Origin of the sequence: Serratia sp. M24T3 (assembly GCF_000257645.1) — a bacterium.
Classification (GTDB): Bacteria; Pseudomonadota; Gammaproteobacteria; order Enterobacterales; family Enterobacteriaceae; genus Rouxiella.
The window spans coordinates 1-11,986 of record NZ_AJHJ01000007.1 but is presented as its reverse complement, the minus strand read 5'-3'; the positions used below and the strand labels follow the sequence as shown (position 1 = coordinate 11,986).

Sequence of the window (11,986 nt, the reverse complement as noted above, 5' to 3'; positions counted from 1 at the left end):
TCAGGCAGATTTAGGGGGAGTTTTGTCAAAGCGTCACCGTCACCACTTTCTGCGTTTTCAATGATTCAATGGCCGCCTCGGCCAGCATTAGGGCCTTGAGGCCATCGTCAGCAGTAATTGGCAATGTTTTATTTTCTTTCACTGCCGTAACAAACGCCTGCCACTGCTGTTGGAAAGCCGCGTGATAACGGTCAAGCACAGAATAAAGCGGCTTTTGTGACTGGACGGCATTGTTTTCAGTAAATTTCACCAGCGTAGTCGCGGGCACATTGTTGACCTGCAAACAGCCCAGCTGGCCGTGCGCTTCAATGCGCTGATCGTAGCCATAGCCTGAGCGGCGGCTGTTATTGATAACCACAATTTTTCCTGACGCGGTTTGCAGTGTTACCACGACAACATCAACATCACCGCCAGCCTTGATTTTTGGGTTCACCAGCGCAGCGGCGATGGCTGAAACAGCAATCGGTTCTTCCTGCAGCAGAAAACGCGCCATATCAAAATCATGAATCGTCATATCACGGAAGATGCCGCCGGAATCCGGATAATTTTCCTGCGGCGGGGGCGAAGGGTCGCGGGAAGATATCTGCAAATGCTCAAGCTCGCCAATTTCACCGGCACTCAGGGCGCGGTGCAGCGCCGCATGGTTTGGGTCAAAGCGTCGGTTGAAACCAATCATAAACGGCACGGCTAGCTGATTTATCTCTTCTACGCAGGCTCGTACCCGCTCGATATGCAAGTCGATTGGTTTTTCGCAAAAGATAGCTTTGCCCGCCCGCGCTGCCTGAAGAGCGAAATCAGCATGAGTATCATTTGGCGTGGCGATCAACACAATGTCGACTTCGGGATGATTAATCGCCTCTGTGACCGAAAGCACTTTAGCGTGATATTTTTCAGCTAATTCCCCGGCATTCCCTGAGGACGAACCTGAGACCGAGAACAGCACCGAGTCAGGATTATCGTCGATGTGTTTTGCATGAACCCTGGCAATTCTGCCCGCCCCCAACAGCGCAACTTTTAACATTGTGTTTATCCACCTATTAATAATGATTCAAAATCAGAGCCTGAATCAAAATTAGCAATATGAATTATTTATTTCAATTAATCATGACTATGAAATATTAAATTTGCTGGTGGGTTATCATTCTTACGTTCCGAGTTTTAGTTTTGACATCGTGGGGCTGCCAATAAAAGGTGCACTGACTCCTTGGTGGTGCATGGCTGCGCGGTAATTGAAGCTGATTAAAATGCCATAAATTTATAATTATATGATTTATATTTTTATTATCTTGATGTTTAAAAGTGGCATGTAAACTGCTTTATAATTTCGGATAGAAAGTATGGCACAGCACTAAGTCGCGCAATATTGAGTTGAGCTGGCTTAGTCAGCGTTTAAAAACAAAGGCGTCCGTTAGCGTTCAGGAGACTGAGCGCTAACAGGACGCTTTTTTTTGCTCTGCAATTCAACCCTCATGTTTATGACTGTTAACATAAACTTCATTTTAAAAGACCTATTCGCCGTTGTTGGCAATCCTGGCTGCTATCCTTAAGGTTCTTATGCTTATTTATCAAGGATGTCGAACATGGCTTTATTAAACTCTCATTCGATTAACAAGGTCATCGCGGGATTGGCCGTGTGTGCCTGGTTACCCTTGGCCAACGCGGCGCCGATGTTCACTTTGAGCTCTCCGGCGTTTAACGACAATGGCGTATTGGCTAAAAAATACGCCGGTAACATTAAAGAGAACCCGGCCTGCGTTGGCGATAACTTTTCACCGGCTTTTAGCTGGCATAATGCGCCCGGAGGCACCAAAAGCTTTACCCTGACCATCAGGGATGTAGATGCCAATCATGGCCTCGGCGTGAACCATCTGGTGGCTTATGGCATACCTGCCTCAACCACAGGTTTTGCTGGCGACGCGTTGAGTGAGGGGAAAGGGTTTATCGGCGGAAGCAACACGATGAAGCACGGCTATTATAACGGGCCTTGCCCACCGGTAGGCACTGGCTCTCATCATTATATCGTGCAGCTTATAGCCACTGATTTAGCGCCTGATGCGTTACCCAAAGGGCTGAGTTACGAACAGTTGTTCGAAAAGCTTAAAGGTCACGCCATTGATAATTCGACTCTGGTCGCCCGCTTCGGCGAATAATCTTGTGCAATTTCCCTTGCCCAATGGCAATAAAAAGGCCGAACGTGAGTTCGGCCTTTAGGTGGTTTTTTCAGAGATAGTCAAGGCGTTGCTTCTGATTTAAGTCTGATATTGCCTTAAATCTTATCTGAGATTGTCTCAATCTCAATATAGCCCCTGATTTATTTCTGAGTACCGTCTTCAGTTTTTGAAGGATAAGTCAGGTCTGCCGCTTTACGCATCTTGGCAACTTCTTTCGCCGTGACCGTAGCGCCCGCCGGATTACCAAACTGATTGCTAACATAGTTGCTTATCTGGGCAATTTGCTCATCGTTCAGCTGGTTGGCAAAGGATGGCATCATGACTTCACCCTGATCCATATGGCGCTGTACGCCATTGAGAATGACTGAAACCATGTTACGACTGTCGGCCGCGCCAGTGCTGGTGTGGTTATACAGCGAAGGATAGGCGTGGAAGCCTTTACCAATGCCGCCACCCGATTGCCCATGGCAGGCCGCACAGCTGCTGTTGAACAGCGCCGAGGCGGACTGGTCAAACGGCACGGCGTTGGCGCGATCGGCGAACACGTTGGTTGCCGGTTTGCCCCAGGAATCGCGTGGCTGAGTCTGCTTGTCATCTGCAATGGCAGGCACTGAGCGGATGTAGGTTGCAATCGCGTTCAGGTCGCTGTCGGTCAGATGTTGCAGGCTGTGCTCGATAGCTTCAGACATAGCACCGGATGCCGACGCCTTGCCCGCCACGTCACCGGTTTTCAGGTAAGTGACCAGCTCTTGCTGTGACCAGGTGCCGATGCCGGCATTTTTGTCTGGAGTAATGTTAAATGCTACCCAGGACCCCAAATCGCCACCGGCAAAGGCTTTGCTGTTGTCCATACCCATGGTCAAGTTACGCGGAGTGTGGCAGGTGCCGCAGTGCTCCATCGCATCCACCAGATAACGACCACGGTTCCAGTCATCGCTTTTGCTCGGATCGTTCTTAAGCTCGCCTTTATCAAAGTTGAACCATTTCCAGAAGGTCATGCCCCAACGTTGGTTGAACGGGAAGGAGAGGTCAGTTTTAGCCGGTGCCGAATGTACGCCCGGCAATGACAGCAAATAGGCTTTAATCGCCAGCACGTCTTCACGTTTCATTTTGGTGAAGGAGTCATAAGGCATTGCCGGATAAAGTTGCTGCCCGTCTTTACCTACGCCGTCCTGCACGGCACGCACAAACTCGTCGTCTGTCCAGTTACCGATACCAAACTGTTTATCGGAAGAGATGTTAGTGCCATAAATTACCCCAAATGGCGATGCTAGCGGATAACCGCCGCCAAATTGAGCATTTTTATCGGCGTTGGGCGCGGTATGACAGGCAGTACAGTCCGCCGCTGTTGCCAGATAGGCACCGCGTTTAATCATGTCAGCAGAGTTTGACGCATCATCGGCAAAAGCACTGGTCGCGGCCGCCAGCGGCAACAGTGCTGCCAGCAAATATTTTAATTTCATTTCCACATCCTCATACGATACCCACCGGTGAGTTATCGCAGTTCCTCAGAAGAATCAGGCCAGGCTTTTCAGCACCGAGTCCGCCATGCGAAGCGCCAGCGCTGTTCCCGTTAACGTCGAGTTAACGGTTGAAGCAGAAGGCATGATGCCGGTACCGGCGATAAACAAGTTCGGGTGATCGTGGGTACGACAGTTGCCGTCCACGACCGAATCCTTAGGATCGCTGCCCATGATCATGGTGCCGGTAATGTGCTGGTTGTTGTTGTAAACGCCGCGTTTGCTGTAAACAACTTCCGTTCCGCCCATGGCTTCGGCGATCTTCTTGAAGTCAATCATCGACTGGTCATAGCCTTTGTTGACGTATTCCGGGAACTTGTAATACACCTCGAGGCGTGGAATACCCCATTCGTCCTTCTCGGTCTTGCTGGGAACAACGCGGTTCTCCGGCTCTGGCAGCATTTCCAGCAGGCAGTTCAGTAGCACGTAGCGGGGTGCCTGATAGGCCAGCTTGTCATTCAGTGCCTTGCCGTAATAGCCCTGTTTCACCAGACGTTCGGTCAGAGAACGCACCGGCGAGGTGTTTGCCAGGTCAACGCGGAGCGCAGAGCGCTCGTTACGCCAAGAGCCGTCACGCAGGTTGTTAATACTGCCCGGACGCATTGGACCACGACCAAAATAAACCGGCTCGTCGGCCAGGAATTCGACCGAGGTGCCAGGGTGGTCCATCAGGTTACGACCCACCATGCCAGAGCTATTGGCGATACCGTTGGGATACTTGTCGCTGGTAGAGATCAGCAGCAGTTTTGGACTTTCCAGCCCGTTAGCGGTCAGAACGAAACGTTTACCCGTAACTTTGTGCGTCTGCTTTTCTTTATCCAGATAATGGATTGCCACGATATTACCGCTGTCGTCGGCTTCAATTTTGTAAACCACGGCATTGGCGATGATGCGTACGCCAGCCTCATAGGCGCGGCGAGCAGAGATACCGCCGTGATACTGCGCGTCGATCGGGCAAACCGGCATACAGTTATTGTTACCGCAGCAGGCAGGGCGACCGTCGTAAGGAATACTGTTACGGGCCTGAGGGCCGATACCGACAATGTAGCCCAGCGGCGCAACGCGTTCTTTAATTCGTTCAAAGCCGTAAGACAATGGGATGCCTGGCAGCGGGTAAGGCTGAGAACGCGGTGACCCTAAATCGTCATCACCTGAAACGCCCATTTTAATTTCAGCTTCGGAGTAATAAGGCTCCAAGTCTTCATAGCTGATTGGCCAGTCGCGACCCACGCCATAAAGGGTGTTGATTTTCATATCGTTAGGCAGCAGACGGAAAGCCTGTCCGGCCCAGTGCCAGGTAGTACCGCCGACACCGCGCAGATACTGCGCTGCATACACGTCCGGGCCTTTTTGAATCAGATAGTTATTATCTTTTGGCTGGAACTTTGGCTGTGGTGCCCACGGTTTTGCCGGATAAGGCTCGGTAAAATCGCCTTTCAGCGGCGACTGGCGGAACAGTTCAACCGCTTCGTCACGCTTGAAAAACGGGCCTGAGTCCAGCATCAGCACGGAAACTCCGGCTTTAGCCATCTTTTCGGCAGCCAGAGAACCGGCAATACCTGCACCAATGACGATTACGTCAGCGTTCAATGCTTCAGCCATGGGTTGCTACCTCGCTTTCAGGCTTGTGGATCCAGAAGTTCGGTTCGCCAACCGCATAACTTGGGGGTAATAGACTGTCTTTCACGAGTTCATAGCTCACAATATTTTCAAAGCCGATACAGACCTGTGTGCCGGGCTGGCCAACTACGCCTAGATACCAGCCATTAACCAGCTGTTGGTAAAGCTGCCCCAACGCCGCGGGCTGCTGTGCCAACAACTGATGCAAAGGATCGCCAATCACATCGCTGTGGGCGTCAAGCAGGGTAGTCAACGCATCAAGTTGAGCATCCAACTCTGCATGATGCAGCCAGCTGTACAGAGCCTGACCCAAATGGGATTCCAGGTTGTCCATTGCGGTCAGCTTTTTCGAGAGTTGCATAAAGTTGTCTGGCATCGTTATCGCCGAGGCCAGAGGCGGCGCTGCCAGCGCCAGATTGGTGAACACACTGCTGCCAAGCAACTGGCTGCCGAAACCGGCCGCAAGAACGCTCGCAGTACCAAGTACAACTCGGCGGCGTGAAAGATTGATCATGGTGGTTTTCCGTAAAATCAGTCGGTTAAAACATTCCGTTTAGTTCGGAGCCCTGTCGTGTAAAAAAACTGATGTAAAGGTGATGCAAAAAACGCCATTGTTTGAAAATATCGAATCATTAGGTACGTCATTGACTAAATGTGACCGATATATTGTTAAATGTTTCGCTGATGTTAATTCACTTCTTTTAATGGGTGAATAGATAGTTTCGTAACTAAAGTAAATGGTTAGGGTGATTTATGATGATAATTTATACAAAACCGTGCGCAAAGCCTTGTCTTATCTAGGGTTATACAATAAGTGCTATTGCGAACCGAATGATACATTTTAAAATGGAATTTTCGTGAATTGTGAACTAAGTCCGATTTTTATTATGGTTGGATTGAGGATTTGTTAAGTCTACGCACCCGCTACGGGGTCTGGGCCAACAGTATGATTATTGTGATGTTATATGATTTCTAATATGCCGGTAGAGAGGTCATAAATACGCCTTTTACTCAATTGGAACGTTTATGACTGAAACAATTTTAGGATTTAGCGGCGAACGCAGCGATCCTCTTGGCTGTGTAAGCCATTTAGGTAATGGATATCGGGCTTACAGTCCGCTACTGATGCGCTTTAACAACCCGGACAGCTGGAGCCCGTTTGGTTCCGGGGGAATTAATCCCTATGCCTATTGTGAGGGTGGCCCGATTAATCGTGCCGATCCCTCTGGCCATATGAGCTGGCAAGCCGGGTTGGGAATAGGGCTGAGTATTGTGGGCGTTTTGGCGGCCGTTTACACCGGTGGCGCGTCAATTGCCGCTGCGGGAAGTATCATGGGAGCTTTGGCTGGAGCCTCCAGCGTAACGTTGGTTGTCGGGGGAAGTACTCTGGCAGCAGATATCACCGGCATCGCCAGCGCAGTCACCGAAGATAGCCAACCAAAGGCCTCGGCAACTTTGGGCTGGTTGTCTATGGCGACGGGCATTCTATCGATGGGGGCGGGATTTACAGGGGCGCTGAGAAGCAGTGAGGGTTTGGTTGGCAAAATGGCTGGCTCGGCCACATTAGAAGAAAACGTGGAAAATATAGATACCAATCCAGAAACACGCGTTTTTTATTACGATTATGATATAGCTGCAAATGGGGAAAAAATTGCCATCGGTGAAAATGGTTACATCAGGAATTTCGCGGCAGGGGACAATCCGGCCGTCATCATGCACGGTAAGCCGGACTATCTTTCGGTCGATGGCACTAATCAGGTGGACGCCTGTGGCATGGTTTCACGGGTGAAAGATAAGTTCCAAATTGACCTTGAGCAGAACGTTCGAGGAAAATCACTGCACCTAATCAGCTGTTACGGCAATTTACATGCTCAGAAGCTTGCCAACAGATTGAATTGCCCAGTGATAGCCTATGGAGAGGATACTATATATACGTGCTCTACGCTGAAGCGGGCAGCCACTGGCAAGCCAATGGTATTGGTTCCGCGGGATCGGGCTTTGTTGAAAGATATTGAAGTGGCAAGGGTGAAAAAACGTTTATTCAAGAATGCTACTGCGACCACGTTTATGCCAGTTCCCATCCCTTTTGCCATGCCCAGGTTGGGATTTATGATTTAGGCGTCGCCGTCGCCCTGACAAGCTGTTGGTAAATTGTCAGGCACTGCTCCAAACGCTGCACTTCGCAGTATTCATCTGTTTGGTGAGCCATGGAAGGTTCGCCCGGTCCGAGGATCACGCAGGGGGGATTGCCCAGCGCAGCAAGCAGCAGGGCGGCATCGGTAAAATAGGGCACAATACGCGGCTCTATCGGCGTGGAGTGATAAGGCTGGCACAGTGCGATGGTTTGCTGGACCCAGCCGTGCAGGCGATCGGTTAACACCGCAGGCAGGTCAACCAGTGTTGAAATAGTGACGGCGTCACTTAAATGATACTGCAATTTTTGCCTGATATCTGAATGGTTTAGTGTAGGGTCGGTTCTCATATCGACGTCAAAATTGGCGCGATCCGGCACTGAGTTAATATTTAACCCGCCACGAATAACGCCGACGTTTAGCGTGGGCTTTTTCATCAACGGATGCGCGGGGCCGAGTTCGAAGCTGCGAATTTTACCCATCGCATCCACCGCCAGATAAATGGCGTTGATTCCCAGTTCCGGCATTGAGCCGTGCGCGGTTTTTCCATGAGTTTCGCAACGTAGCCATAATGCCCCTTTGTGACCAATCACCGGATAGTTGGCGGTAGCCTCGCCGACAATCACCGCCGAGGGCAGTGGAAGCTCGATTTCGGCGTTTTGAATCAACGCCCGCGCGCCGTCACAACCTGTTTCTTCACCGCCTGTCAGTAACAGCACTACGCCACTGCCAGTTTTGCACGACTCGTATTCGTTGATGCAGGCCACAATAAACGCCGCCACGGCCGCTTTCATATCGCTGCTGCCACGGCCATACAGCCGACCCTTTTCCACGTCGCGGCCAAACGGATCATACTGCCACGGGGCATTGCCCAGCGGCACAGTGTCCAGATGTCCCGAAAATGCCAAGGGCTTTCCTGACGAATTCCCGCGGATACTGGCGATAATATTCATTCTTTTTTCACCAAACGGATGCTCGGCGACCTCAAAGCCGTGCTGGCGAAGATATTCACTGAGCCACAGCAGGCAGTCTTTCTCATTGCCCGGTGGATTGATGGTGTCAAAAGCCAGCAGTTTTTGCGTCAGTTCAATCACTGAAAGTTCAGATTTCATAGGTTTCCCTGGTGTGGGCAAACGAGTATCAAACAATAATAGTGCCGAAAACGCGCTGCGGATTGTTAATCAGCAGCTGTTCCAGCTGTTCGCCGCTCACCCCATGACGGCGCAGGCGGGGAACAAAATGTTTTAAAATATAACCATAGCCGTGGCCGCCAAAGCGGGTCAGCATTGTTTTAAGAAACACGTCTTGAGAAAGTAATACCTGATTAATGAATCCATCGTCGATAAGCGATTTAATCGCCTGCGCATTTTCCTCGTCTGAAGGAGACTGGGCACTCTCATCGGCATAGAAATAGTTCATGCCTATCATGTCGTACTCCAAAAAAGCGCCGCGTTCGGCCAGCGTTCTTTGATAATTTTTATCATCAAAGCTGGGATTCATATGACACAGCACGGTGTGATGCAGGTCAGCCCCTTCTTCCGCCAGAATATCCAGCACTTTATGGCCCAAACGCTCCCATCCAGGCAGGTGCACCTCAATGGGCACGCCGGTTGCGGCATTGGCCCGTCCTGCGGCGCGCAGCGACTTTTCCTCATTGGCGGTAAAGGCGCTGGAGACCCCGATTTCGCCAATCAGCCCGGCAATGACTTCCGGCTTGTCGGTGAAACCGCCCACGTCATAGATAATCTGATCGGTCAGCGTTTCCAAAGAATGGGTTTTAACATAGGCAGGATGCGAAGGTTCCAGATAAAAACCGGTGCCCATAATGATGTTCAGCCCGGTCAGGCGTGAAATCCGTTGCAGCGCTTTCGGATCGCGCCCGATGCCGATATTGGTCGGATCCACCACGCTTTGCCCGCCCTGCGCCTTGAAATTCATCAGCTCTTCAATTGCCAGATCGACGTCAAAAAGCTGGCAATTGTCCCGACTTGCCAGGGGATTTAGCGAAAGCTCGCCAAGATTTTCGATTTTGACCGGCATTTCAGCAATATGGCGATCGCTACAGCAGCAGGGCGGCACCCACTTACCTGAAGCATCGAGCAGGATATGCTCATGCATCAGCGTGACACCCAGGCTGCTCACCGGCATTGGCCCGAGCACGGTAGTCACATGACCGCTGGTAACACCCAGCGGAAACGGGTCGGGATGGCGAAATAATGAACCAGAAGTCATGAGCGCTATCCTTTACTAGTTCGAGCGGGATTGAAAATGCGCGTGTTAAGCCAGATGGCCAGTAAAATAATTAACCCGGTGGCGATTTGGGTATAAAACGGCGACATGTGGGAGAGGATCAAACCGTTTTGGATAACCGCAATCGACAGCGCGCCGAGCAGCGTGCCGATGATAGTGCCGAATCCGCCAAACAGACTGGTGCTGCCCAACACCACAGCCGCAATCACCTGTAGCTCGAAACCTTCACCCTGGTTCGATGAACCGCTGCCGAGGCGGGCGGTGATAATCATTCCCGCCAGCGCCGCCGCCATGCCGCTCAGCATATACACCCACAGCGTGATAGATCGTGTGTTCACCCCCGCACGGCGCACGCCCTCGGCATTAGCACCGATAGCGGTAACATAGCGACCAAAACGGGTATGAGTCAGTAACACGTGACCTGCCAGCAGTGCGAGCACGCCAAGGATCGCCGGCAGCGGCAGCCCCAGTAGCCAGGCTCGCCCCAGCCAGATAAAGTCACTGTTTTCAGGGATTGGAATTGAATAACCCTGCGTCAGCAGCAGCGCAACGCCGCGAATCACTGCCAGTGTTGCCAGCGTGACAATAAACGCCGGTATGCCTTCGTAAGCGATAAAATAACCATTAATCGCACCAATCACTGCGCCTAAAGCCAGACCTGCCAGCAATACTACCGGCCACGGCCAGCCCCAGTTGTTTAGCGCGATAGCCGAAAGCGCGCCCACCAACGCCAGCGTAGATCCTACCGAGAGGTCGATTCCGCCAGTGGTGATAACCAGAGTCATGGCTGCGGCGACAATCAACAGCGGGGCGCTTTGGCGTAAAATATTCAGCCAGTTGTATTTCGAAAGAAAATCATCGGTTGCGAAAGTGAAAACCACGCAGCAAAAAATAAAGAAAACCGCAATGCTGACCACGCCAGAATGATTGTGCAGGATGCGGCGTGATAGCGAATGTTTAATCAGTCGTGGACTGGACATATTCACAATGCTCATGGGCTTACCTTATGAAAGACTCAGTGAGGGACAGTTTCACGAGCCGAATGTGCCTCGAATTTTTGCCCGACAATCAGGTTGACGATGTCAGACAGGCTGGTGTCGGCAATTTTTCGGTCAGCAACGTTAGTGCCTTCGTACATCACCATTATTCGATCGCAGACCAGGAACAGGTCCTGCAAGCGGTGAGTTATCAGGATCACCGAAACGCCGCGAGCGCTAACCCGCCTGACCAGTTCGAGCACGGCCTCAACCTCGGCAACGGCCAATGCGGCGGTGGGTTCGTCCATAATCAACACTTTGGGTTCAAACGCCGCAGCGCGTGCGATGGCGATTGCCTGACGCTGACCGCCAGACAGATTGCGCACCAGAAGCCGGGTATCAGGAATCGAAATCCCCAAACCTTTCAGCATCTCGTGGGCCTGTTCATGCATCTTTTTTTCATCAAGAAAAGGAATGCCCAGCAAGCGAGTTTGCGGCTCGCGGCCCATAAACAGGTTACCCGCCACGTTAACGGTGTCGCAAAGAGACAGGTCCTGATAAACCATCTCGATGTGACAACGACGAGCATCTGAAGGGTTGCTAAAATTAACCTCTTCACCGTCGATACGCAGTGTGCCGCTGCTGGGAACCACCGCGCCGGCCAGAATTTTAGTGAGTGTGGATTTACCCGCGCCGTTATCGCCGACCAGCCCGAGGACTTCTCCCGGAGCAAGGCTGAGATTAACGCCGCGAAGAGAGCGGATTGAACCGTAGGTTTTGGTGATATTAATCATCTCAACCCTCGGCGGGCCTGACAGGTCTCTGGACATAAATCTGCTCCATCACGAAAGAGGCGGGCGGAAAGCACATTGGCAGGGCCTGAAAAAGGCCGATATTGCCTGCATTTAGCCTCGCCGTTATTCGCCATTACCGATTTCCCTTTCCTTGTAAACCGGTTTACCCAAATGGCAAAAATAACGGCGAAACGGCTATTCCCGCTCAACCGATTAACAAACCAATGAGTGTGGATATCTGAGTCGCCAAAAATAAATTTGCACTAAGCGTGCCAATTTATCGAATTGAAGGTGAAGGCAAGCAGATGCAAGATAAATGAAGGAGGTTTTAAATCATTATAAAACAGCTAATTAAACCGTTTTATGAAAAGGAATAATTATTGTCCGCAGGCAGTAAGATCGCTATCTGGTGAACACGGGTAATTCTGTTGGATAAAAAATAGTCTGCCCCATTTTTGAGCGATAGAGCCAAAATGGGGCGAAATTTTAACCTTTGGAATGCCACGGCGAAACGGAATCTCC

At 51.1% G+C, this 11,986-nt stretch carries 10 protein-coding genes; 2 read left to right on the top strand and 8 right to left on the bottom strand.

Annotated elements, in window-relative coordinates; translation table 11 throughout:
• Positions 1-25: 25 nt before the first annotated feature.
• Positions 26-1,021, bottom strand: coding sequence for an inositol 2-dehydrogenase (gene iolG, locus SPM24T3_RS07900; protein ID WP_009636208.1), 996 nt, complete (start codon positions 1,019-1,021; stop codon positions 26-28).
• A 559-nt stretch (positions 1,022-1,580) separates the two neighbouring features.
• Here iolG and SPM24T3_RS07895 point away from each other — a divergent pair.
• Positions 1,581-2,150 carry a YbhB/YbcL family Raf kinase inhibitor-like protein gene (locus tag SPM24T3_RS07895; protein WP_009636207.1) on the top strand — a complete coding sequence of 190 codons (570 nt, stop codon included), beginning with the start codon at positions 1,581-1,583 and terminating at the stop codon, positions 2,148-2,150.
• Between the two features lie 161 nt (positions 2,151-2,311).
• On the opposite strand, the gene SPM24T3_RS07890 is transcribed toward SPM24T3_RS07895, so the two are convergent.
• Genes SPM24T3_RS07890 through SPM24T3_RS07880 form a run of 3 tightly spaced genes read right to left on the bottom strand, consistent with a single transcriptional unit; the run spans position 2,312 to position 5,825 of the window.
• A complete protein-coding gene (locus SPM24T3_RS07890) occupies positions 2,312-3,634 on the bottom strand; it encodes a cytochrome c (RefSeq protein ID WP_009636206.1) in 1,323 nt (440 codons plus the stop codon).
• Positions 3,635-3,688: 54 nt separating this feature from the next.
• Positions 3,689-5,293, bottom strand: coding sequence for a GMC family oxidoreductase (locus SPM24T3_RS07885; RefSeq protein WP_009636205.1), 1,605 nt, complete (start codon positions 5,291-5,293; stop codon positions 3,689-3,691).
• Positions 5,286-5,825 carry a sugar dehydrogenase complex small subunit gene (locus SPM24T3_RS07880; RefSeq protein WP_009636204.1) on the bottom strand — a complete coding sequence of 180 codons (540 nt, stop codon included), beginning with the start codon at positions 5,823-5,825 and terminating at the stop codon, positions 5,286-5,288. The genes SPM24T3_RS07885 and SPM24T3_RS07880 overlap by 8 nt, the downstream gene beginning before the upstream one ends.
• Positions 5,826-6,337: 512 nt before the next feature.
• Between SPM24T3_RS07880 and SPM24T3_RS07875 the strand changes: the two genes are divergently transcribed.
• Positions 6,338-7,429 carry an RHS repeat-associated core domain-containing protein gene (locus SPM24T3_RS07875; RefSeq protein ID WP_009636203.1) on the top strand — a complete coding sequence of 364 codons (1,092 nt, stop codon included), beginning with the start codon at positions 6,338-6,340 and terminating at the stop codon, positions 7,427-7,429.
• On the opposite strand, the gene SPM24T3_RS07870 is transcribed toward SPM24T3_RS07875, so the two are convergent.
• The 4 genes from SPM24T3_RS07870 to SPM24T3_RS07855 are packed head-to-tail and all read right to left on the bottom strand — an operon-like array spanning position 7,419 to position 11,464.
• Positions 7,419-8,555 (bottom strand): M20 family metallopeptidase, encoded by a 1,137-nt coding sequence (locus tag SPM24T3_RS07870; RefSeq protein ID WP_009636202.1) that lies wholly within the window; start codon positions 8,553-8,555, stop codon positions 7,419-7,421. The genes SPM24T3_RS07875 and SPM24T3_RS07870 overlap by 11 nt on opposite strands.
• A 28-nt stretch (positions 8,556-8,583) precedes the next feature.
• Positions 8,584-9,675 carry a phosphotriesterase gene (locus SPM24T3_RS07865; protein WP_009636201.1) on the bottom strand — a complete coding sequence of 364 codons (1,092 nt, stop codon included), beginning with the start codon at positions 9,673-9,675 and terminating at the stop codon, positions 8,584-8,586.
• A 5-nt stretch (positions 9,676-9,680) separates the two neighbouring features.
• A complete protein-coding gene (locus SPM24T3_RS07860) occupies positions 9,681-10,679 on the bottom strand; it encodes an ABC transporter permease (RefSeq protein WP_192807938.1) in 999 nt (332 codons plus the stop codon).
• Between the two features lie 29 nt (positions 10,680-10,708).
• On the bottom strand, positions 10,709-11,464 hold the full coding sequence (locus SPM24T3_RS07855) for an ATP-binding cassette domain-containing protein (RefSeq protein WP_192807937.1): 756 nt from the start codon (positions 11,462-11,464) through the stop codon (positions 10,709-10,711).
• Positions 11,465-11,986 lie beyond the last annotated feature (522 nt).

Excerpts from the sequence above, each read along its gene's own strand:
- SPM24T3_RS07880 (WP_009636204.1), bottom strand. The coding sequence starts at position 5,825 with ATGATCAATCTTTCACGCCGCCGAGTTGTACTTGGTACTGCGAGCGTT.
- SPM24T3_RS07885 (WP_009636205.1), bottom strand. The coding sequence starts at position 5,293 with ATGGCTGAAGCATTGAACGCTGACGTAATCGTCATTGGTGCAGGTATT.
- SPM24T3_RS07865 (WP_009636201.1), bottom strand. The coding sequence starts at position 9,675 with ATGACTTCTGGTTCATTATTTCGCCATCCCGACCCGTTTCCGCTGGGT.
- SPM24T3_RS07895 (WP_009636207.1), top strand. The coding sequence starts at position 1,581 with ATGGCTTTATTAAACTCTCATTCGATTAACAAGGTCATCGCGGGATTG.
- SPM24T3_RS07875 (WP_009636203.1), top strand. The coding sequence starts at position 6,338 with ATGACTGAAACAATTTTAGGATTTAGCGGCGAACGCAGCGATCCTCTT.
- SPM24T3_RS07890 (WP_009636206.1), bottom strand. The coding sequence starts at position 3,634 with ATGAAATTAAAATATTTGCTGGCAGCACTGTTGCCGCTGGCGGCCGCG.
- SPM24T3_RS07855 (WP_192807937.1), bottom strand. The coding sequence starts at position 11,464 with ATGATTAATATCACCAAAACCTACGGTTCAATCCGCTCTCTTCGCGGC.
- SPM24T3_RS07870 (WP_009636202.1), bottom strand. The coding sequence starts at position 8,555 with ATGAAATCTGAACTTTCAGTGATTGAACTGACGCAAAAACTGCTGGCT.
- iolG (WP_009636208.1), bottom strand. The coding sequence starts at position 1,021 with ATGTTAAAAGTTGCGCTGTTGGGGGCGGGCAGAATTGCCAGGGTTCAT.